This is a genomic window from Gilliamella sp. Gris1-4 (genome assembly GCF_001690335.1).
In the GTDB taxonomy this organism is placed as follows: Bacteria; Pseudomonadota; Gammaproteobacteria; order Enterobacterales; family Orbaceae; genus Gilliamella; species Gilliamella apicola_P.
Window position 1 is genome coordinate 1 of the sequence record NZ_LZHA01000063.1, and the last position, 22,938, is coordinate 22,938.

The 22,938-nt window shown below is 34.1% G+C and carries 20 protein-coding genes, 1 other RNA gene and 1 pseudogene; 3 read left to right on the forward strand and 19 right to left on the reverse strand.

What is annotated here, in order from left to right; genetic code table 11:
* Positions 1-148 (reverse strand): transposase (locus A9G31_RS08135; RefSeq protein WP_141671418.1); only part of this gene is annotated, 148 nt, incomplete at its 3' end.
* Between the two features lie 278 nt (positions 149-426).
* Here A9G31_RS08135 and A9G31_RS08140 point away from each other — a divergent pair.
* The gene (locus A9G31_RS08140; protein ID WP_065561224.1) at positions 427-2,157 is read left to right on the forward strand and encodes an ABC transporter ATP-binding protein/permease; all 1,731 of its coding nucleotides are present in this window, start codon (positions 427-429) and stop codon (positions 2,155-2,157) included.
* A 5-nt stretch (positions 2,158-2,162) separates the two neighbouring features.
* Entirely contained in the window at positions 2,163-4,961 is a 2,799-nt protein-coding gene (locus A9G31_RS08145; RefSeq protein WP_065561225.1) for a M16 family metallopeptidase, read from the forward strand.
* 406 nt (positions 4,962-5,367) lie between these two features.
* Here the strand turns inward: A9G31_RS08145 and A9G31_RS08150 are convergent, their stop codons facing one another.
* The 13 genes from A9G31_RS08150 to A9G31_RS08210 all read right to left on the reverse strand — a co-directional run bounded on the left by A9G31_RS08150 (position 5,368) and on the right by A9G31_RS08210 (position 19,153).
* Positions 5,368-5,913 carry a 5-formyltetrahydrofolate cyclo-ligase gene (locus A9G31_RS08150; RefSeq protein ID WP_065561226.1) on the reverse strand — a complete coding sequence of 182 codons (546 nt, stop codon included), beginning with the start codon at positions 5,911-5,913 and terminating at the stop codon, positions 5,368-5,370.
* Between the two features lie 29 nt (positions 5,914-5,942).
* A non-coding RNA gene (gene ssrS, locus A9G31_RS08155) (6S RNA) lies at positions 5,943-6,124 on the reverse strand.
* Between the two features lie 64 nt (positions 6,125-6,188).
* Positions 6,189-6,473 (reverse strand): cell division protein ZapA, encoded by a 285-nt coding sequence (gene zapA, locus A9G31_RS08160; protein WP_065561227.1) that lies wholly within the window; start codon positions 6,471-6,473, stop codon positions 6,189-6,191.
* Positions 6,474-6,480: 7 nt separating this feature from the next.
* Positions 6,481-8,337: a 1-deoxy-D-xylulose-5-phosphate synthase gene (gene dxs / locus A9G31_RS08165; protein WP_065561228.1), complete on the reverse strand. Its 1,857-nt coding sequence runs from the start codon at positions 8,335-8,337 to the stop codon at positions 6,481-6,483.
* Between the two features lie 27 nt (positions 8,338-8,364).
* Positions 8,365-9,243 (reverse strand): (2E,6E)-farnesyl diphosphate synthase, encoded by an 879-nt coding sequence (gene ispA / locus A9G31_RS08170; RefSeq protein WP_081299388.1) that lies wholly within the window; start codon positions 9,241-9,243, stop codon positions 8,365-8,367.
* Positions 9,227-9,472, reverse strand: a complete 246-nt coding sequence (gene xseB / locus A9G31_RS08175; RefSeq protein ID WP_034910657.1) for an exodeoxyribonuclease VII small subunit — start codon at positions 9,470-9,472, stop codon at positions 9,227-9,229. Before xseB ends, ispA begins: the two co-directional genes overlap by 17 nt.
* A 66-nt stretch (positions 9,473-9,538) precedes the next feature.
* The gene (gene rmuC / locus A9G31_RS08180; RefSeq protein ID WP_065561230.1) at positions 9,539-10,891 is read right to left on the reverse strand and encodes a DNA recombination protein RmuC; all 1,353 of its coding nucleotides are present in this window, start codon (positions 10,889-10,891) and stop codon (positions 9,539-9,541) included.
* Positions 10,892-10,893: 2 nt separating this feature from the next.
* Positions 10,894-11,868, reverse strand: a complete 975-nt coding sequence (gene epmA, locus A9G31_RS08185) for an elongation factor P--(R)-beta-lysine ligase (RefSeq protein ID WP_065561231.1) — start codon at positions 11,866-11,868, stop codon at positions 10,894-10,896.
* 62 nt (positions 11,869-11,930) lie between these two features.
* Positions 11,931-14,291, reverse strand: coding sequence for a glucans biosynthesis glucosyltransferase MdoH (gene mdoH / locus A9G31_RS08190; protein WP_065561232.1), 2,361 nt, complete (start codon positions 14,289-14,291; stop codon positions 11,931-11,933).
* 35 nt (positions 14,292-14,326) lie between these two features.
* Positions 14,327-15,889: a glucan biosynthesis protein G gene (locus tag A9G31_RS08195; RefSeq protein WP_081299389.1), complete on the reverse strand. Its 1,563-nt coding sequence runs from the start codon at positions 15,887-15,889 to the stop codon at positions 14,327-14,329.
* An 18-nt stretch (positions 15,890-15,907) separates the two neighbouring features.
* Positions 15,908-16,570, reverse strand: a complete 663-nt coding sequence (locus A9G31_RS08200) for a hypothetical protein (RefSeq protein WP_065561233.1) — start codon at positions 16,568-16,570, stop codon at positions 15,908-15,910.
* A 201-nt stretch (positions 16,571-16,771) separates the two neighbouring features.
* Positions 16,772-17,011, reverse strand: coding sequence for a YecH family metal-binding protein (locus A9G31_RS08205; RefSeq protein ID WP_065561234.1), 240 nt, complete (start codon positions 17,009-17,011; stop codon positions 16,772-16,774).
* Positions 17,012-17,215: 204 nt separating this feature from the next.
* Complete coding sequence (locus A9G31_RS08210) at positions 17,216-19,153, reverse strand: exoribonuclease II (protein WP_065561235.1); 1,938 nt, start codon at positions 19,151-19,153, stop codon at positions 17,216-17,218.
* 136 nt (positions 19,154-19,289) lie between these two features.
* Between A9G31_RS08210 and A9G31_RS08215 the strand changes: the two genes are divergently transcribed.
* Entirely contained in the window at positions 19,290-20,039 is a 750-nt protein-coding gene (locus tag A9G31_RS08215; protein WP_065561236.1) for an alpha/beta fold hydrolase, read from the forward strand.
* A gap of 22 nt (positions 20,040-20,061) precedes the next feature.
* On the opposite strand, the gene A9G31_RS08220 is transcribed toward A9G31_RS08215, so the two are convergent.
* From A9G31_RS08220 to A9G31_RS11845, 5 genes and pseudogenes are all read right to left on the reverse strand, one after another.
* Positions 20,062-20,397, reverse strand: a complete 336-nt coding sequence (locus A9G31_RS08220) for a prepilin-type N-terminal cleavage/methylation domain-containing protein (RefSeq protein WP_065561237.1) — start codon at positions 20,395-20,397, stop codon at positions 20,062-20,064.
* Positions 20,390-20,824 carry a DUF2509 family protein gene (locus A9G31_RS08225; RefSeq protein WP_065561238.1) on the reverse strand — a complete coding sequence of 145 codons (435 nt, stop codon included), beginning with the start codon at positions 20,822-20,824 and terminating at the stop codon, positions 20,390-20,392. The genes A9G31_RS08220 and A9G31_RS08225 overlap by 8 nt, the downstream gene beginning before the upstream one ends.
* Entirely contained in the window at positions 20,808-21,371 is a 564-nt protein-coding gene (locus tag A9G31_RS08230; RefSeq protein ID WP_065561239.1) for a prepilin peptidase-dependent protein, read from the reverse strand. Before A9G31_RS08230 ends, A9G31_RS08225 begins: the two co-directional genes overlap by 17 nt.
* Entirely contained in the window at positions 21,365-21,841 is a 477-nt protein-coding gene (locus A9G31_RS08235; RefSeq protein ID WP_065561240.1) for a prepilin-type N-terminal cleavage/methylation domain-containing protein, read from the reverse strand. Before A9G31_RS08235 ends, A9G31_RS08230 begins: the two co-directional genes overlap by 7 nt.
* An 848-nt stretch (positions 21,842-22,689) precedes the next feature.
* Positions 22,690-22,938, reverse strand: a pseudogene (locus A9G31_RS11845) (hypothetical protein); the annotation flags it as partial.

Here is a 22,938-nt window from a genome sequence, read left to right on the forward strand (position 1 = left end):
AATCTCGCCAAGGAATACCGGTTCTCATTCGGAAAAGGATCCCTTCAAACGTCATCCGATGCTCGGATTTATTATAAACTCGGCCGGTATTTTTCATTATTTGTAGTAGCTTTTCCCACCGTTTATCTGTTAGCATTGTTCTTGGCATGATGAATCGAGTTATGGTTGTTTTTGGCTGAATTATTATAACTCACATCATGCCGTCTAAAAAATAATCATGAAAGATCAACACGCCCTAATAATATTTTAAATAAAAAAAATGTTATCGATCGTTATGTTTATGGTGCTGATAAGGTTGGTAATGATAGAGTTGTCAATGCTTATGCTCCAGGTCGTCAGTTTTGGATTCAAGTTGGTTATGACTTCTAATTTACATAAAACGTTATACTTTTGTCAAAATAATATAAATTTTAGTGCCGCATAAATATGCAAAAAATTAAACAATTTTTATATTTAGTAAAGCCATTTTGGTGTTCATCAGCATCAAAGGTGGCTTGGTTATTATTACTTTCTGTTGTCGTATTAAGCTTATCTACTGTATGGTTTAATGTTAAATTAAATCAATGGAATGGTGATTTTTATAATGCTTTACAGACTTTAAATGGGCAAATTCTTTATCGTTTATTAGGCGATTTTATTGTTCTTATTGTTATTATGATTTTGGTTGTTGTGTACGCTGATTATTTACAAAAGAAATTGTTAATAATTTGGCGTCACCATATGACAGAAAAGGTAACTAAGCAATGGTTATCTAAACATTCTCACCATTATCACCTTAAATGTAGGCAAGATAAACTAGATAATCCCGATCAACGTATTGCGGAAGATGTTTATTTACTAATCAAACAATCATTGGATTTATTGCTTTCATTTTTGCGTTCATGTATGACGTTAATCTCTTTCACTGCCATTCTTTGGACGCTATCTGGTACTATTTCCTTTACTTTGCTATCGATAGATATTTATATTCCAGGTTATATGGTTTTTGTCTGTCTTATTTATACATTATTAGGAGTTATTTGTACGCATGCTATAGGCAAACCATTACATAAGATTAATGTGGAAAAACAAAGAAGTGAAGCTGATTATCGTGCAGCCTTGATTTATTGTCATCAATCTAGCGAAGCAATTGCTGGTCAACATGGTGAAAAACAAGAAACAGCTAGATTACAAAACAAATTTACTGCTATTATTCATAATTGGCAAAATTTGATGAGTAATGAAAGAAATCTTTCATTTTTTAGTGTAGGTTATCAACAAGTTTCTTCTTTAGCGCCCATTTTTTTTGCCTTACCGGCATTTATTGCTGGCTTAATTAATTTAGGTGGTTTAATGCAGATTAGGCAAGCCTTTATGCAAGTTTCATCGGCATTAAGTTGGTTTATTTATGCATACCGAGATATTGCTATTTGGCAAGCAACGGTAACTCGGCTTTATCATTTTATTCGACTTTTAGATGAGCTACCTGAAAACACTGTTATCCCATCTACCAATAAGGATAAGTTACTCGATGCACAAGTAGTATTACGAAGTGCGGATAATCAGCAGGTATTATTATCAACTAATATTGAGTTAGCTAAGGGAGATACTCTATTACTTCAAGGGCTTTCTGGTATAGGCAAATCGACACTATTAAAAGCCATTAGTGGTTTTGGGGCAAACTATCAAGGTGTTATTCAACGCACAGATAATTATCTGTGGATCCCACAAAAAATTTGGCTTAGCTATGATAGATTAGATAATTTATTGACTTATCCAGCGTGTCGGCAAAGTTTTGCTCGAGATACACTAATTGAAACGTTGTCATTGGTGGGTTTAGATAAATTAAATAGTGAATTAGAAACGGAAGATGATTGGAGCAACCGTCTATCGGGTGGGGAACAGCAACGCTTAATGTTTGCTCGATTATTACTTAATAAACCCGATCTGATATTATTAGATGAAGTAACTTCCGCATTGGATTTACCAAGCGTTTATCAACTTATTTCGTTATTACAAGAAAAACTGTCTGAAAGTGCTGTGATCTTTGTTTCTCATCAGCCGATACAAAATTATGTTAAATACATGATCAATTTAGATACTACTGTTACTCCGTCAAATCAACAATCAACTAAACTGCGCAGTAATGCTGTTAATATGTTTGTATCTAAGGTTTAAATACTATGTTAAAAAATTATTTATATTGTACTTTATTTATTTTATTGCTAAATTTTCCTCATTTATGTTGGGCAATAACGCCAATTGACACTGATCCTGCAATAGAAACTTACCAATTAGAGAATGGTTTAACCGTTTATCTACAACCACGTCCAAAAGCAGGATTAGAATTAAGGTTAATTGTGCACAGTGGTTCCTTGCAAGAAAATGAAAAGCAACTAGGTTTAGCACATTTTGTTGAACATATGGCATTTAAAGGAACAAAAAATTTCCCAGATAAATCGAGTTTTAAGTCGCTAGAAGAGCATGGTATTCATTTAGGTAGCCATATAAATGCGGCGACCAGCTTTAATTCTACTGTATACCGTTTGTCGTTACCAACTAGTACAGATCAACAGGTAGAAAAGGGATTAATGGTATTATCTGATTGGGCTTATCATATTTCTTTTGAATCGAAAGATTATGAAAGTGAACGCGATGTTATTATCGAAGAATGGCGTTTACGACAAGGTGTGGCTTATCGTATTAATACTATCTTAGATGAATTACGTTATCATGGTAGCTTATATGCTGATCGAGCACCGATTGGTTCGTTAGATATTATAAAAAATGCGCCTGTAGAAGAGGCGAAAACCTTTTATTCCAATTGGTATCAACCTCAAAGAATGAGCCTAGTTGTTGTAGGAAACTTTGATACTAAAGTCGCAAAACAATGGATTGCTAAGTTTTTTGGCCAACGTCCTCGAGGTAATGCACCTGTTGATGTTCCTCAATTAAGGGCTTTTGCATCGCAGAGTGAGCCATTAGTTAAGATTATTCTTGATCGTGAACAAGGGCAAAGGATAATACAATTAGCATTACAACGTAATTTGCCAACAACCTTAAATACACCACAAGGCATAAAAGAAGACGTTTTTGATCTAGTCTGGTTAACACTACTTAATCAACGGTTATCGTTATTGGTAGAAAATCAGATATTGCCTAATTCTCAAGTTAATCAACAAGGGATCTTATTCGATGATAAACGTATGCAATATCTTATTTTTGCACAGCCAAAAGATCAACAGTATTTAGATGCAATAAAGCATCTTTTTACTGAATTACAGCGGATGTCAACCAATCGTGTATCTGAAATTGAATTGCAGCAGATAAAAACGCAAATCTTGACAAAATTAAAACAACAATTAGAAAATGAAAGTAATTATCAAAATGATTATTTAGCTAATCAATTAGTTAACAACATCACCAATAGTTTGCCCATACAAAATAAACAGCAACAATTAACACAAACAGAAAAGATTTTAAAAAAGGTTAATACAGAACAATTGCAAACAATGGTGGCTGAAAGGTTAAATAGTGCTGATTTACGGATTGCTATTATTGGACCTGATAGTGATGAAGAAGCTATTAATATATCTCAAATCAAACAATTATGGCAATCTATTAGGCAAACTCAGCTTGGTGACTTTTCTTTTAAAAAGGTGGACGTTAAGCTTGATATAGTACCGTTAGAGCAAGGAAAGATTAAAACAACCCGTAACATCAGCGAAATAAAAGCATATGAGTGGCAATTAAGCAATGGACTTCGCGTTATTGCTCGTCCTGATAATACTTTATCAAGTGATGTTGAAATATTATTACAAATTCCAGGAGGATTATCCCTAGATACCTATCAACAATTAGGTATTATGCGTTGGTCTCAAAGATTGGCTGAAGCAAGTGGATATGGATCTTATAGTGCAGCAAAATTAAACCAATTTGAACGGCAACATCAAGTTAGCGTTTACCCTTATGCAGAATTATTTTATCATGGTTTACGTGGAAAAGCCCCCAATGATCAATTAGCATCATTATTTAAATTATTCTATTTGAAATTAACAGCGGCTAATTTTGACCCAGAAAGATTAGCTAAGACCAAACAAAAATTGGGCTTGGCTTACGAAAAACAACCTGTTGAAAGACAATTTTTAGATTTAATCAATAAAAATGCTTTTAACCATGGCGAGCGATTACTCGTTTCGCCAAAAGGACCTTGGATCAATTTTACTGTTGATCAACTTAAACAATACTATTCACAAACGTTTAACTTACCGCTATCAGCTAATATTATTATTTCTGGACGTTTTAATATTGATGACATTAAGCCATTAGTGGAACGTTGGTTTGCAGGTTTACCTGTTGTTGATAGGAAAACGACATGGATAGATAATGGTATCACACCAATTCATCATTCAATGCAAAAAGCCTATCCAATGGCTAGCAGTGATAAGTCGATGGTCAGCATACTTTATTCTGAGCAAAAATCATGGCAGTTGAGTGATCAACTGAAACTTGAATTACTTGATTATATTGTTAATTTAAGGCTACGTCATTATGTAAGGGAACAAGCGTCTGGTGTTTATACGATTATTTTTTCTCAACAATTGATTAAATATCCGACTTCTTATTATTTGGCTAGGTTAAATTTCACCACGGCACCAGATAAGGTTAACGCTTTAACTTTACTGGCTGATAAAGTGATTCAATCAGTAGCACATGATGGTATTACCTTAGATGAACTAGAGCAGGCGAAAAAATCATGGTTACTCGATCATCAAGAAAAGGTGACAAGTTCTACTTATTGGTTAACAGCTATGGCACAAATAGCCGCTGATGGAGATCGTTTTGATGAGTTAAAGACACAACCAAATATCATTGAAGCTATCACATTGGAGGATACCAATCATTTAGCGAAGCAATTATTAGGTAAAAATCCAAAAATTTTCACTTTATTACCAAAAGAAAACAACAGCTTGAATCAATAAAATTATTAATTTTGTTATGGAGTTAAAGTAATAAGCCAGCATATGGGGTATTACTTTTAATCCTATATTTTAGATATTTTTATACGGGTAATCTCTATGTCCTACTCTCATAATTATGATCGGCTTATTGTTTAATCAAACTTTTAGTGACAAAAAGATGCCTTATATAAATAAAAATATGGTTTCCAGTTTAAACCATGAGCCATTAAATTTGCTTAAACAACGGTATTTTATTTATTTTAGGTGTCTAATTATGGCAAGTCTTCTTATTTTGAATCTTCGTTTTCCTAATAAACTAATTTTTATATCTAGGCTGAATTTCTAGATATGAAGGTAAAACTGTTACAATTTATTCTTTATAATAAGAATGATTGTAATTTATAGTTTCAATAAAAAATAAAACAACTTAAGCATAGATAATTTCAGGTAATTGAACATCCCAAGGTTTGTTATCAATATGTTGGACTTTTTGGCAAGCAAAAGCAAGTCCAATTGGTAAAATTTGTTGAGTTTGATAATTTGCTAGTAATCGGTCGTAAAATCCACCCCCCATTCCCATACGATAACCTCGTTGATCAAAAGCAACTAGTGGCGTAAAAACAATGTCGAGTTGATGATAAGGAAGTACATTTAATACATTTAACTTTGGTTCTAATATGCCAAAGTTATTTTTAATCAGTTGGGTTTGACTCGTGTATTTTAAAAAGAGTAAATGTGTCGAAGAAAAAGGGTGAATAATGGGCAAATAGACAGATTTATTTTGTTGCCATAAAAACTCTATAATAGGCCTAGTTTCGACTTCGCCATCAAATGATAAAAATATGGCAATATTTTTTGCGGTTTTAATGGCTTGATGGTGAAAAATTTGTTGATATATCGTTAGTTGAGCAATATTGCGTTCTGCTAGGGATAGTTGTCGCCTTTTTTGACGAATTGTTTGCCTGATGTTCATACCGTTTTACTTTTTATAAAAAGGTCGAAAGAAACTCCAAGATGTCGTTAGGGTCGTAACCCTTGAACCCGAGGTTCAAGGTGAACATCGTGTTTTAATTTTTAGGTTTCCTTACAAGTAAGGCATACTCACCAATTAAAAATCACTCCGTTCTTAAGATAAGATTATCGGCTCAGGGGACTAACCCATATCGCGAGCATCTCAGAGGTGATTATTATGATACAAAATTTATCAGATCATACAATACCATTTGTATTAAATTTACAATTTAAATATTAGTTGTTGGTATTTAGTGCAGAATCGAGTAATTGTTGTAGCATTTTTAGTCGATCGCTAAATTCATTGCTTTTTTGTTTTTCTTTTGCCAATTCGTAAGAAATATTCAGTGCCGCAGTAATAATAAGTTGATCACTATTAACCTGAGGGGATTTTTCTCGTAAATTTGTTAAGCGCTCATCTAAATCTTTTGCAGCACTATTAAGTGCTTCGACTTCATCAACAGGACAATTGAACTTTAGTGTTCGTCCAAAAATTTGAATAGTGACAGCTTGAGTTTCCATATTTAACCTATTGATTCATAAAATTATTAATTTTATCGATAATGTGTTTTTGATCTAGCCCTATTTCTTGTCTTATCTCACTTTGAGATCCTTGAGGAATAAACCTATCAGGGAGTCCAATATTTAAAACATCACATTTTATTTTTTTCGATAACAGATATTCACCGACGCCGCTACCAGCACCACCTTTAATACTGTTTTCTTCAATGGTGACAAGTATATTATGAGTTTGGCTTATGTGCAAAAGGACTTTTTCATCAAGTGGCTTAACAAAGCGCATATCGATGACTGTAGCATCAATTTGCTCAGCAGCTTGTAAAGTTTCTGAAAGTAAAGCGCCAAAATTTAGTAAAGCAATATTTTTTCCTTGCCGACATAATTTAGATTGCCCTAATGGAATGGCAGTTAATGGCATAAGCTGTGCGCCACTGCCTTCACCACGAGGATAACGCACTGCAGCAGGACCATTATGTAAATAACCAGTATAAAGCATTTGTCGGCATTCGTTTTCATCACTCGGTGTCATAATGACCATATTGGGTATGCAGCGTAGATAACTTAAGTCAAATGCACCTTGGTGAGTTTCTCCGTCGGCGCCGACAATTCCTGCACGATCGATAGCAAACAATACGGGTAAGTTTTGAATAGCAATATCATGAATCACTTGATCATAAGCGCGTTGCAAAAAAGTTGAGTAAATGGCTACAACAGGTTTTAATTCACTAATTGCAAACCCAGCGGCAAGGGTTACCGCATGTTGTTCGGCTATTGCAACATCAAAAAATTGGTCAGGATAATGGTTGGCAAATTTTGTCATACCTGAGCCTTCCCCCATTGCAGGAGTAATTGCCATTAAACGTTTATCATTTTGCGCCATTTCGCATAACCAATCGCCAAATATTTGCGAATATGTTGGGGCAATTTTTGGGGCGATAGATAATATGCCATCATCTGGATTAAATTTTGGAACACCATGCCATAACGTTGGGTCTTTTTCAGCTGGTGCATAGCCTTTGCCTTTTTGTGTTATTACATGAAGCAGTTGTGGACCCTTTAATTGGCGAACTTTTTGTAAAGTTGCGACCAATCCATTAATATCATGTCCATCAACAGGACCTATATAATTAAATCCAAGTTCTTCAAATAAGATAGCCGGTGTGACTAATCCTTTTAAGTGTTCTTCAGTTTTTTTAACAAGTTCTTTTAATGGTGGAATATTAGCTAATATTCGTTTGCTATTTTCCCTAAAAGATGTATAGGCTTTACTTGATAATATTTGAGTTAGATGTTGGTTAAGTGCACCGGTATTTGCAGAAATTGACATGTCATTATCGTTGACAATCACTAGCATATCCGGTTTGATATGCCCTGCATGATTCATAGCTTCAAATGCCATACCAGCAGTTAATGCTCCATCGCCAATAATGGCAGCTACTTTTTTACCTGATTGTTTTTTTTGTTCGCTAATTGCAATACCAAGTGCTGCACTAATTGAAGTTGAAGAATGACCTGTGGTTAGCACATCATATTCACTCTCATTACGATGAGGAAATGGATGAAGTCCCCCTTTTTGACGAATAGTGAGCATTTGGTCTCGTCGACCAGTCAAAATTTTGTGAGGGTAAGCTTGATGACCAACATCCCAAATAATTTTATCAAAAGGTGTGTGATAAACATAATGCAAGGCCGTAGTTAATTCAACCACACCTAGTCCCGATGCTAAATGACCACTTGATTGACTTACGCATTCGAGTAAGTATTGTCTAAGCTCGTGACAAATAGACGATAACTGTGACTGAGGAAAACGTCTTAGATCCTCAGGTGAGTTTATCTGTTTTAACAAAGGGTAATTATCTAAATTCATTATGTAATGTTGTATTTTAGCTAGTTATTAACTATTGCGATTAATAATATAACCAGCAAGTTCCTGTAATGGCTGATTATTATAAGGTATTTGTTTTAGACTATCGATAGCTTGCTGATAGAGTTGCTGGGTTAGTTTTACTGCACTATCTAGCCCAATTAATGCAGGGTATGTACTTTTTTCATGAGTAAGGTCTGAACCTTGTGGTTTACCCATAATAGATTGCTCGCCAATGATATCTAAAATATCGTCTTGAATTTGAAATGCTAGCCCAATTGCCTCAGCATAGCGATCGAGCATTAGCTGATAAGGTTTAGCTATTTCACCGCATGCAAAAGCACCCAAACGGATTGCCGTTTTGATCAATGCTCCTGTTTTATAACAATGTATTTTTTGCAAATGTTCAAGACTAATTGATTGATGTGTGGCCTGTAAATCAAGTGATTGACCAAGGCACATGCCATTAACGCCACTGGCATGGGCAAGTTCAGTTATCATATTAATTTTAGTTTCAGCATCGATTAATTTACTTTTTGCTAGTATTGAAAAGGCTAAACTTTGTAAGGCGTCACCAGCAAGTATTGCTTGAGCTTCACCAAATTGGATATGGCAGGTTGGTTTTCCTCGGCGTAAGTCATCATTATCCATTGCAGGTAAGTCATCATGAATTAATGAATAAGTATGAATTGCTTCAATCGCAGCAGCGGCTTCATCTAACTTAGAAAGGGGGCAATTAAACATTTGTCCAGTTAAATAGACTAAAATAGGTCGAATTCGTTTTCCACCAGCTAGCAAGCTGTACTCCATTGCTTGTTGAAGTTGAGATGGTTCAATTTGTGAAATATAGGTGGTTAAAAACGAATCAATTCGTTCTTGTAATGGCTTTAAACTATTCATTATCATCATTTGAGAATTCTGACAGTTCGGCGTCACTATTTTCAGATAATAAAATCTGAATACGTTGCTCAGCTTGCTGTAACTGTTTTTGTCCTGCTTTTGCTAATTTGATCCCTTTTTCAAACTCATTTAGTGCTTCGTCTAATGGTAGATCGCCGTTTTCTAATTGAGCTACAATAGTTTCGAGCTGTTTAAGTGTCTCTTCGAAACTTACTTCTTTGTCTTGCTTTTTTGCCATATTCAATTCCTCTTTGCGTGCGATGAGTATACACTTATTTCCCCTAATCGTGAATCTGGGTTTTGTTTATTTACTCTCATTTTCGTTATTCAATTCATCGATTGATAATAAGGTAATATCTGGATTAATCGGTTTTTTAACTTCGATACCCATTTCACGAAATCGTTCAATTTGTCCAATTACATTGCCACGACCTTTACATAATTTGTTCATGGAATTTTGATAGGTTTGTTGAGCTTTGTCTAAACAACTGCCCAGATTTTCCATATCTTCAACAAAGCCACGCATTTTGTCATATAATTTGCTTGCTCTATCGGCAATAAGTTCAGCATTACGATTTTGATATTCAAATCGCCATAAATTATGGATAGTTCGTAATGCAACTAATAAAGTAGTGGGGCTTACTATCATAATATTACTTTTCAGCGCATCGTTAATTAATGTTGGGTCATTATCTATTGCACTTAAAAATGCTGGCTCGACAGGAATAAACATCAAAATATAATCTAATGAATTAATGCCAATAAGTTTATGATAATCTTTTTGACTAAGTTGTTTTAAATGGTTACGCACAGCCGTTAAATGTTCGGCCATTGCTTTTGCTTTAACGTTTTCGTCATCACTATTAAAATGGCGTTCGTAGGCAACCAAGGTCACTTTTGAATCAATAACTACATCACCCCCTTGCGGTAAGTGAACAATGACATCGGGTTGTAATCGTTGATTGTTTTCGTTGGTTAGATTAACTTGTGTTTCGTACTCATAACCTGAACGTAATCCTGAATTATCTAAAATTTGACTTAAGATAAATTCTCCCCAGTTTCCTTGGGTTTTGTTATTGCCTTTTAATGCATTGGTTAGATTGGTTGCCTCTTTGCTCATTTGTGCATTAAGCTGTTGCAAATTACGAATTTCATGGGTTAATGTGTGGCGCTCTTTAGCCTCTTGCCCAAAACTATCTTGAACTTGCTTTTTGAAGCCTTCTAACTGTTCTTTAAGTGGTGAAAGTAAAAAATCAAGGCTCTGTTTATTTTGTTGTTCAATCTTTTTACCACTCTGTTCAAAAATGCGATTAGCTAGGTTTTCAAATTGAGTGGTAAGTCGTTGTTCACTTTGTTCTAGTATAGTTTGACGTTCTTGTGTTGCACTTAATGTTTCTTCTAAGCGTGTTTTGAGTTCACTAATTTTGACATTTTGCGCCAAATTTTGTTGTCGATACAGTTCTAACTCATGCTCTAACTGTTTTACTTGTGTTGTTAGAGCTTGGCTTTCTTCCTTTTTTTGCAACAATTGCAGATCAAACAGTTGGTGTAAATTATTAATCGTTAGTTGAGACTTTATAATTAAAACCAATAAAATTAAGGCAATAATGCCAATAATAATGGCAAACCACCCACTTAGTCCTAAAGTGTTAAACATGATTAAGCCCTTTCAAAAGTAAATGAAATGACATCATCTAAGTTGTTGCTCTCTAGGGCGAGCATAATTAAACGATCTAATCCTACAGCAACGCCAGCACAGTCTGGAAGTCCTGCTTCCATTGCGGATAGTAACTCAATATCAATATTTTGTGTAGGTAGATTTAGGTTAGCACGATCTAAATTATTTTGTTCAAAACGCATTCGTTGTTCTTGTGCATTAGTCAACTCTTTAAAACCATTAGCAAGTTCAACACCTTTGTAATAGAACTCAAATCGGCTAGCTACACGATGATCTTCTGGGCTAATAGCGGCTAATGCAGCTTGTGATGCTGGAAAGTTAAATACAGCAATAGGTTTGTCTTGACCAATATGTGGTTCAACGCCGAAAGTGAATAAGCATTGTAACAATCCATCCCTATCATAATTATCTGTGTTAAGTCCGATATCAAGCTGATTTGCAGCATTGATTAAAGTTGCATGATCCGCTTCTAAAGGATCGATATTCAGGTGACGCTGAAATGCCTTTTGATAAGAAATTCGTTCAGCAGGTTCACAATCTAGAATGGTTTGTAATAAGTCATCTACTTCATTGATCATTTGCATCATATCAAATTGAATACGATACCATTCAAGCATAGTAAATTCGGGGTTATGATAGCGGCTAACTTCTTCATGATTGCGGAAGCATTTGCATATTTGATAAATAGGACCACTACCAGCAGCTAGTAAACGTTTCATATGGTATTCAGGGCTGGTAATTAATGACATTTTTTGCCCTTGTTGTTGGTCAAGTTCTCCAGGTTTTAAATATGTCGTGTGGAAAGAGCTTAAATATACGTCTGTTACAGCATATTGGCTTAATGTCGGCGTTTCGACTTCTAATATACAGCGATCAGCAAAAAATTGCCGTACTTGAGAAGTAATTTTTGCGCGCTTAAGTAAATTATTAATAGATGCAGAAGGTTGCCAAGTCATAAAAAATATCCATGGAATTTGATTATTACTAAAAAAAGAAAATAGGGCAAAAGCCCTATTTTTTATTGTTGGCGTTCATTTTGCCATAAAGTGAATAGATTGTCGTATTTTTCTTGCTGTTGCCAAATATGACGATGTAATGTTGAAAGAATAATAGGATCTTCTAAAATCGCTAACTGCTTTTCTTTACTTATTTTTTCTAAATCTATTTGTTGATACTGAGCAATAAGCTCATTGCGTTTTTGTTGGTTTTTATCATTAACTCGATGCCGTGAAGTTGATAATGCACAAGCAAGCGCATTGTAGATAGGATCGACTAACGCCATCACAAAACCGTGTTCAACAACCGCAGCTTCGGTTTTAACTAAATATTCACCGGTAAGAGTAACTGCTCTTGCAGGGCGTGTTTCTTCAGGGGTTAAAAATAGTCCTGCTTTTTTTGCCTTCATGCCGATACTTGAAAGCCCAGACACTCTAATCACTAAAGGTGAAATGGTTAAAGGTATTAATATGGCTATATACCAATAAGTAAATTGTGGATTTAACCAGATAATTACTCCTAACCAGATAATACCTAATAATGACAGTGGCCAACAAAAATAAAATGACTCTCCCCATGTTAACGCATCATCACTTCGGGATGGTGATTTCCATTGAATTTTGCTTCCCATCCATGCTTTAAGTACAAATTTACTATGAAAGATCATGCGTATTGGCGCTAAAATCATTGACCAAATCATTTCGATCAGTATTGATAAAGTTAATTTAAATATACCACCAACATCTTTTGCCCAAGTTTGAGCTATGATAATGCCATAGCTAAAGAATTTTGGTGCAAATAGCAAGACCATGGTGGTGGATAATAGTTGTATCGCCAATTGCTCATCCCACTTAGGCCAAGTAGGATAAAATTGGTTTGGTTGGAAGAAATATTGAGGCTCAGAAATATTAAACACCAATAATAATAATGTCGAAAATATTAAAAATACCAACCACAATAATGATGAAATATAAGCCATGCCGCTAGTTACAAACATTATGCGATGGGTTAATTTGATGCCACTTTTGAAAATTAATCTTAAATTAATTAAGTTGCCCATACACCAGCGATTATCACGTTTTAAGTCTTCAATCATATTACCGGGTAGCTCTTCATAACTTCCGCTCATATTATAAGCAATCCAAACGCCATAACCAGCACGACGCATCAGTGTCGCTTCAACCAGATCGTGCGATAAGATATGTATTGGGCTTTTTCGTTTATGCAGTGGTGATAATATGCAATGTTCAATGAAAGGTTTTAGGCGAATCATTGCATTGTGTCCCCAATATTGTGCTTCACTTAATTGCCAAAAGTGCGTGCCAGAGCAAAATATATCACTATAAATCTGGTTGGCAAATTGCTGAATACGCCCGTAAAGTGTTGTCATTCTGACTGATTTTGGTGGTGATTGCAAAATGCCTGCTTTAGGATTCATTTCCATCATGGCGATCATTTTTAATATACAATCGCCCGTCATAATGCTGTCAGCATCAAGGATCATCATATATTCATATTGATGCCCCCAACGACGGCAAAAATCATCAATATTACCGCTTTTACGTTTTACTCGGCGTTTGCGATGACGATAAAAAATATTGCAACCATTTTGCTGTTTTGTTGCATTAAAATCTGCCCATGCTTTAAGTTCGTTTACATAAAGATCGGGATCATTGGTATCACTTAAAATATAAAAATCACAACAAGCTGCATGGCCTGTTTCGACCAAGGATTGATAAGTTGCTTGTAACCCAGCAAATACTCGAGCAACATCTTCATTGCAAATTGGCATAACAAGTGCGGTTCGATGTTTTGCGTCGATATGTGATGCTGGGTCCTTAGGAATAGCAATAGTGTAACGGTCTTTACCCATTACCGCTAATATTAATCCCATAATGCTAGTCCAAAAGCCGATCGAAATCCAAGAAAATAAAATAGCAAATAGGACAATAATCGCCCCTTGTATGATATAAGGTATTATACTGTAAATAGCTAATTCAGGATTGATATCCCAATTAGCCATAAAATTGATTTTTTGCCAACTCTGATAAGGTAATAAGGAAGCAAGATAAGTGGTTCCGTAATATGTTTGTACAGCAATAAGAGCAAACATAATAAAGCGACGAATGATAGCAAGAATATTAATGCCATGCTTTGACTTAGCTATATAGCGCTGGTTCCAGATTTGAGGTTGAATTGAAACGCGTTCAACTTCAGGATAACTTGGTTGTTGTTTTCGGTCATCAATAAAAGAACTAGTATCGCCAATCTGATTTAAGCGATATTTTAAGAACTCAACATCATCAGGTGGTGTTGTATTATTTTCATATTTTTGACGCCAACCTTCAGCATCAGGTAGATTTGTAAAGTAATCTTTTTTCATATTTTTATCTTATAATAATAATGACTATTACATTACTATTGTGCTGGGTATTGCCCGCTCCAAGTTTCAGAAATCACTTCATTGGTTGCTTGTGAAGCAAGTTGTACTCGAATATCAGTTGCTCTTTTACTCTCTTCAACGTTGAAGCGAACAATGACTCGCCAGCCTTTAATTTCTGGATTGTATTGCACTTCAGAACTTAATATAGAGCCATTATTAATACTTGAAATGACTTTAACTGGTGATTTTTCTGATAACTCAGGCCCAGCAAAGTCAATTACATAGGCATTAGAACCATCAAGTTTACGGATTAAATTAGCTTGTTTTATATCACCTAGAGATAAACGTGTGCTAACTGCTCTTGCGACATTATTAGGGTAACGCTTATTTTCATTTAATGAATAATGTAAGCGATATTTGATATCAAGTACATCGCCAGCTTTATATTGCTTTTCTGGTACCCAAAAAGTAACAATATTATCGTTAGTTTCATCAGCTGTTGGGATTTCAACTAATTCGACTCGTCCTTTTTGCCAATCACCTAAAATTTCAGTCCAAACGCTTGGGCGTTTTTCATAATGATCATCGAGATCTTGATAATCATCAAAACCTTTATCACGCTGAATTAAACCAAAAGCTTTTGGGTTTTCTAGACTATACGATGAAAACGATAGACGTTTAGGATTATTTAATGGACGCCAGATCCACTCGTTATTATTAGCTAAAATTGACAGACCATTAGAGTCATGCATTGCTGGTCGGTAATTTAATAATGGTGATGGCTGATTAGGTCCAAATAAAAACATACTGGTTAATGGAGCAATGCCTAGTTTTTTCACCGAATCGCGGAAAAAGACTTTAGCTTGTACAGTAACAGTTGTATCAATACTTGGAACTAATGTAATTTTATAAGCACCAGTTACGCTAGGTGAGTCGAGCAAAGCGTAGATAACTAAGTGTTTTTGATTAGCTTGAGGTCTTTCAATCCAATACTCTTTAAAACGTGGAAACTCCTCACCAGACATTTCTCCAGTGTTAATAGCAAGCCCTCTTGCTGAAAGGCCATAGCGCTGATCTTTACCCACTGCACGAAAATAACTGCCACCAAGAGCTGAAAATATTTCATCGTCAGTTTTTGTTGGGTTATTAATTGGATAATGGACTTTAAAACCAGCAAAACCCAAATTTTTAGTGTCTAGTTTATCAAGATTGATCTGGCTCAAATCAAAATAGCTAGGATCATATTGGATTGGATTAATTTGATTATCAACAATTTCATTAATTTTTATTGGGATATCAAAGTACATTCCTTCGTGATAAAACTCAAGTTTAAAACGACTTTTTCGATCACTCCAGTAGGCCTTTTGATGATTAAATAAAATTTTTTGATAATCAGCAAATTGCAAAGAAGCTAATTCATTAGGAATATTTTTAGATGGTTGAACATAAGCCTTTTTAGATAGTTTTTCGGCCTTTTCAACCACATCTTCAAACGAAAAAGCCCATGCAGAAAAACTAATGCAACTAGCTGAAGCTATGCAAAGCACCTTGCAAATTAAAGTTTTATTAAACTTACGAATTGGAAATAAATTGCACATAGAATACTCGCGTTAGTATTATCTAAAAATATTGACATAATTGATAATATTGTGTTTTGGATCATTTAAGCATTTTTCAACGTAATCTACTTTCATTTCTTGAAGAATGCTTGGATTTTCGTTTATTAGAAAGTAGGAATAGTCATCTTTAGCAATCTTTGCTTGTAAAGATGATAAATCTTGCTCAGACATTTTAAATTTTGGTTGAAAATATTGAGTTATTTTTGCATTATCTTTTGTGTAAATTGCTGCAATAAAATCAGCTGAATATTGGCAATAATTTTTTATATTATTTTCAGTTGCTGTTATTTTGCTTAGTTCAATATCATGTTCGGCTTGATTTCCCTCAACCACTTTTTTGAGTTGCAAATGATACTTTAATTTATAATTTTCATTCAGATAAAAACTTAACACACAAGAAGATTGGTTATTATCACCTTTACATTTTAGAATGCCGTGTTTAGTTATGTAGTCATCGAAGTTCTTATCACCAATAAACTGAAGCAATTGATTTTTAGCATCAACAACATAAGGGTTGTTAGTTTCAGTTTGTTGTTTTAATAGAAATAACTGCTCTGTTTCGGAAATTGGTTCATTATTTATTATTGGCAAATTTTTTTTTGCACAGCTTGTGACAAGAATAGAAACAAAGGTACATATAAGGATATTACTTACTTTCATTTATCAAATTCCATGAGCATATTCTTTAGTTAATTTCAAAGCGAGCAACTTTGCCACTAATTTAGTCACATTATTAGTAACAACAGCCACTAATAACGATTATTGTTGTAGCGCGAAATTATATACTCTTATTAATTTAAAAAACACTAGCAGATTAAATTAAATTTATAAAAATTGTACTTTAGATACGGTCAATTTTTTCTAATGTTTGCATATTTTTTTATTATCGACTGTAAATTTAGTCTCATGATCAATTGAGGGCTTAAATTTCCCCTTTGCTTTTAAAAAAGCGATCAGTTGCTCGGCATTCATGTTGGATTTTGAACAAGTATGAAATATAGCATCTTCCCCAAACTTGCTTTTGATTGCATCAAGTAAAGAAGATTCGGTATAATTGTTTCCATTCATCATATGCAATACTTCGTGTCCATGAATTGACATTATAGCCTCCCTGAATTATCGTTCATTTTAATGATTAATTTATTATTTCTAGTTCGGAAAGATAACAGATATTTTTAATAAGAAAAAGAGGTTCGATATTAAAAATATAATAAAGTTTTAATCATTCCCCTGATTTACATCAGGGGGAAGAAATAACAGCAAAAAGGCCGTAAATTCAAGTAAGAATAATCTTTCTTTTATTTTTTAATTGTTGGCTAATTTTGTAATAATTGATTGATTTTCGCTTTTAACCTGGTGAATAACAACAGAGATAGTATCAGCAAGTTTGTAGCAAACCTCATCTTTAATTTTGATGATTCCTTCCTCAGGTAACGAGATAATTTCTTCCTTGACTGAGTGAATCATTGAAAGTGGCATAAATGCAAAAGCGCCTATATCACATAAACGAACTCGAGCACCACCACGATTGATATCGATAATTTCAGCAGAAAAACTTTCACCTACTTTATTTGATAAGTATTGAGCATAAAGATTTTCTGCCATATCACGTTCTGCATAGCGTAATGTTTTGCGTCTTTCATTCATGTTTTTTAATTGATCTTTATCGGGTGCGGTTAATTCTTGTGATCGGATAAATGCTTTGATTAATCGATGGTTGACCATATCACCATATTTACGTATTGGTGAAGTCCATGTTGCATAGGCATCAAATCCCAAACCAAAATGTGGTTTAGGTTCAGTTGAAAAATCAGCAGGGCTTTGGAATTTGCGAAGTTTTGTGGACAAAAATGGAGTGTTGTCGATTATACGACGCAACTTTACGTAACCATCGAAAGATAATAATGATTCTTTATCAAATTCAGTGATTCCGTTGTCATTTAAAAAAGTCACTACTTGTTCAATATATTTATTATCAAAACCTGAATGAATATTAAAAATTCCAAAACCAATTTTATTTTTTAATTGCAATGTTAAAGCTTGGTTAGCTAAAACCATGACTTCTTCTACTATTTGATTTGCAATCCGACGAGACTCTTTAATTATTGATTTAACTTGGCGATTTTCATCAAGTTCAAAACGATAATCTCCATTATCTTTAAAAACTAATGCATGATTTTGCCGCCATGCCATACGAATTTTTGCTAAGTCAGCTAAATGTTTAAGTTGCTGTTTAATAATTGGATTATTAGTTTCTAAATCTTCATTATTTTCTAAAAAATTAGAAACATTGTTATAAGTTAATTTAGCTTTTGATTCAATCCAAGCTGGTATAAAAGTGATCTCATCGCTATTAATATTGCCCGTTTCGTCAATACTCATTTTACATATCATTGCTGGACGTTTTTGATTTGCTTTTAATGAACATAAATCATTGGCAAGCTCTTTGGGTAGCATAGGGATATTAAAATCAGGCAAATAAGTGGTAAAATTTCTGATTTTGGCAATACGATCAAGTTCGCTATCTTGTAATACATAAGCGGTAGGATCGGCAATGGCAACCGTCAATTGATAATCTCCTTGTTCACCTTTTGATATCGCAATAGCATCATCCATATCTTCTGTATCTTCGCTATCGATGGTGAAAAAGTTAACATCGGTTAAATCTTGACGGTTATCAAGTTCAGTACCGTTAATTGATAATGAATCGAACTGTGGGGCGTGAGTTTCTAAATCGTAGCGCGCTAACGTTTTTAGCCAAAGTTGATAAGGTGAATTGCTTTCAGCAACAAAACGAACAATTTCGGCAAGAAATTGATTCCGTTCTTCTTGCAAAGGGTGAGAAACAAGCGTTGCCACAACCCAATCGCCTTCTTTTAGTTTTTCGCTAACTTGCTTGTTTATTTTGCAACGGATGGCTAGATTAGTTGACATATTTTCAGGAAAAATAACCATTGCACGATCTTGAAAGCCTATTTTTCCAATAAATTTTTGCAATGCACTTTCAATTAATAACTCAGGTTCAAAAGACTCTTTATCATTATTACTTATTACTGTCCCTGAGACCTTATCACCATTGCAAACTCTTTTCATTTTAGCAATAGGGATGAAATAACTTTTTTTATTATCAACATCTAAAAAACCAAATCCTTTTTCATGAGCCCGAACAATACCTTCAACACGGGGAGTCTGTTCATGGAGTTCTTGTTTTAATTGTGCAAGTAGAGGGTTATTTTGAAACATATGGCTTAACATTAGTTAAAAAGTTGGTATTAAATTCTATCATATTTATGCAAATTGTGGTTATTGAATTAATCGGTGATGGTATTGAAAATAGACGTATAATAATGCCACTTAAAATAATTGGTCGAATTAGAGTATGAAATTAAACTATAAATTACAGGGTGACGGACAGCCGATAGTGTTTTTACATGGGGTGTTTGGTAGTTTAGATAATTTAAATATGCTAGCGAAGGATTTTGTGCAACATTATCAAACCGTGCAAGTTGATCTGCGGAATCATGGGCATTCCCCTTGGTCTAATAAGATAACTTATCAAGCTATGGCTGAAGATGTAGCTGAACTTTGTTATGATTTACAATTAAAAGATATAATATTAGTTGGTCACTCAATGGGGGGGAAGGTTGCTTTGCAATTATCGCAAATGCTTTCAGATTCTATCCAAAAGATTATTGCTATCGATATTGCGCCTATAAAATATCACCGTTCGGCCAATGCCACTATTTTAAGAGTGTTAATGTATTGCCTTAGTAACCAAATTACTGATAAAAAGCAGATCATCAATTTAATGGAACAAGTAGGTATTAACATGCCAACCATTCTTTTTTTACTAAAATCGTTTAAGAATGATAAATGGTTGTTTAATATTGAAGCAATTAATTCACAATATGGTCATATTTGCGATTGGCAAAATATCTCACCTTGCTTAAAACCCACGTTATTTATTCGGGGAGGTAACTCCACTTATATTACAAATGAAGCTTATCCAGCGATTTTTGAACAATTTCCTAATACAAAAATTGAAGTGGTTGAAGGTGCTGGGCATAATGTTCATGCTGAAAAAACGTCACAAGTTTTGCAACTTCTACATAACTGGATAGAGGGATGAATGGTATTTAACTTGTAAATATTTAGAGTGAATTACAAAATAATCGTTGCTGCTCGGCAATTTGTTTGTTAGGTGCATTAACCGTTATAACAACCATTTTACACTGGGCATTATAAGTTTTACTGGTGAGCTTATAGTGCCAACCAGAAGGAATAATTTGGTTTGTGGTATAAGGGTAGCTATCAAGTAGCTGAAAAGCAATTTTGTTGGCACGTAAGTAGTTTGCAAAATAATGATGCTTATAAAACAATGCTTGTTGATAATTAACAAATCCTAACATAATAATTGAAAATAATAGTGTTGCTATCATAACTTCAATTAAACTAAAACCAGCTATATTTCTCTTTTTGTTATTCACAATAAATAGCCCTTTTTTCTGGACAATAATCGAGCCAATGACCTTTTTCAACAATCAATCGATTGTTATCAAAATGTGCGAGTGTATATAAATAAAAATCTTTAGCTTCGCCTCTTACTAACACATACTTATCAATTCTTAATAAAGACTTTTTTATGCATGCTTTTAATTGATAAGTGGATTCAGTCATACAATACCAATTAGCTTTAGGTTTCTGCCAATTTTGGGTTATTGCCCAAGTTAAAGATGAACTAGCTTGATTAAATTGTTGATAGTATTGGGTTTCTATTAAGATATTTTTTTGCCACGAGGCAATAAGTAAATTAAAACCAATTAATAGCACCAATCCCACAACCATCAAAATAATCACCATTAAAATAGTGCTAAATCCAGACGAAGTATAAATTTGTTTAAAATCGGTTTTCATTTTTAATTATTTCAGTTATGTGATAATTAATCTGCTTATTTTTTCTTAATTCAGCAGTAATAGATAGACTAATGGCGTCGGGTAGTTGTTTTATCGTAAAATCGGTTACTTTGATTTCGTTTGAATCGAATAAGTTTTCCCATTTAGTTCCAAAACAATCTATTGCTCCTGTTTTATAGGCTATATTGTTTTCTTTATAGCGATAGGTGAAAACATCTGACTTCATAGGCTCAAATTTGTCCCAAACCCAAGAATTACGAATTTGGCTATCGTATCGAAGAACAATGCATTTTCCTTGGCTGTCGATTTTAATAGCTTTAGCTGTTATTTTGTTTGGGTCATTAGCAATAAAACCTGCTCGTCTTATGTCTTTTTTCATACCTGCTAATCCAATTTCAATTGCTTGTTGTAAGTGTATTTTTTGATAATACTGCAGGATACTCGTTTGTAATTGAATATAAAATGAGGTTATACCCATAAAAATTAGACTCGATAATATCAAGCTAATAAGCATTTCAAATAAGGAATATCCAGATGTTTTTAACATGGTGGTATACCTGTTATATAGCTGTTTTCCGCACAGAATCGAATGCGTCCAAATAGAGAAATAAAAATTCTGCTAGTGCCAATCTTATTTTTTAATTGGAAAGATTTTGGTTGTGCTAAGTTGCGGCGGCCTAAGATCAAAGCACTTTTATTGTTTAATAACTCACTAATTTCAACCGAATTATCAGGTTTGATAAAATAAAGTACTCCTTCATTGCATGATGTAGGTTTTTCATCGTTTGTGATTGCAATGCACCAAGGTGAAGTAAATTGATAAATAATGTAATTCTCGTTTCTGAACGACGCTTTCATTTGAGCTTGATACAAAAAATAAGCTAGTTGTTTAGTTGTATAAGCTAATTCATTACGCAGCTGTTGCTCTTTCCAATGCTCAACGCCTATTGTGACTAAAATAGCACTAATACAAATAGTTATTAATAATTCTAGTAATGAAAACCCCAAATTTTGCATAATATTGTCTTGGTAACTATCACGATAGTTGCAGAGTACATTTTAATTAAACAATTGGTTATTTGACATTCTAGATTTGTGATACATTGCTCAAATAAATTGTGCTTTTTTCGTTAATACTTTGCTTTTTGTTTTGATGAAAAGTTTATTTAAAAATTACGTCAAAAAGCGGTTGGTAAGTATATTGATTTTATTAAAGTTTTTATTTTGTTTTTCTTGAATTCAAACATGAAGTGCAATTTTAAACTTGGTAGAGTGAAGAAAGTAGAAAGTAGAAAGTAGAAAGGTGATTTATACTAGCACCTTCACACCACCACAGTTTGGAGATTGCTATGCATTATAATCACCTTTCTAGGAAGGAAAGATACTAGATTTTTGTATTTATAACTATACACAATATCTATTGAACTCACACACAAGAAAACGGCATAAGTTTAAAAGCCTGTCGCTTTTTATTCTAAGCGTTAAGACGAATTACACTTCATGGTGTAATCTAGGAGATGGGTAAAAATCCAATAAAATCAATACTCTACCGGAGCGATTTTAGGCCTTTAAAAAGCACCTACTCCACCAGTCCCAAAAACCACCCAACCGCTACGCCCGTAAAAAACACCACTCCCCAAACAAAACAAACCCCAAACTTACCCCCTAACAAATCTTTACAATAAACCAACAAAAAAAGTGGCGCATTATTCATCATCAAGTTATAATTTTTAAGCTTATACAGGCAAGGAATCGCTCAAAAATCAGGCAAATGGATATAAAAGTTCATAAAAAACAAGAAATTACTTGACAAGGAAATAAAAATGCATTACCATGGTTGGCATCTGGCATCTGGCCTGCCAAACCTATGCCCTAAATCTTATTGATTCGCAAGGTGGCCAAAGTAGGTCGCCACAGTTATTTTCATCATCGAAGTCATTTCGCGTAGCGAAATCGACGCCGTCATCGGGGTCTTTACTGGCGATGCCGTCGGCGGATTCTTCGACAACATCTTCGGTCACATCATCGGTCATATATTCGGCAAAATTATCGTCGATATCCAAGTGGTTATTAAAATCGCCATTGTTATCCAAACCGCCGTTACTATTTAAATC